General features: G+C 59.4%; 1 pseudogene. It reads right to left on the bottom strand.

What is annotated here, in order from left to right:
* Positions 1-88: pseudogene (locus OH705_RS30025) on the bottom strand (glutathione peroxidase); the annotation flags it as partial.
* Between the last annotated feature and the right edge of the window lie 161 nt (positions 89-249).

Here is a 249-nt window from a genome sequence, read left to right as displayed (position 1 = left end):
GCTGGTTCAGCGCTTCCAATCCCTCGTACTGAGGCGTGTAACCGCACTTGCTCGCCGTATTGACCACCAGCAGCACCTGCCCGGTGTACTTTTCCTTCAGGTTCACGGGGGTCTTTCCGCCCAGCGGGCGGTAGGTGACATCGAGCAGACCGGCCGCCAAGGCCGACGCGGCGAGCCCGAGCAAGGCCAAAAAGCCAAATGATTTCAACAACTTGGGTGCCATGAGACGCTCCAGTAGTACGAACATGA

It is taken from the genome of Pseudomonas sp. BJa3 (assembly GCF_026343815.1).
In the GTDB taxonomy this organism is placed as follows: Bacteria; Pseudomonadota; Gammaproteobacteria; order Pseudomonadales; family Pseudomonadaceae; genus Aquipseudomonas; species Aquipseudomonas soli.
The sequence above is the reverse complement of the archived record's forward strand: the minus strand, read 5'-3'. Positions and strand labels throughout refer to the sequence as shown.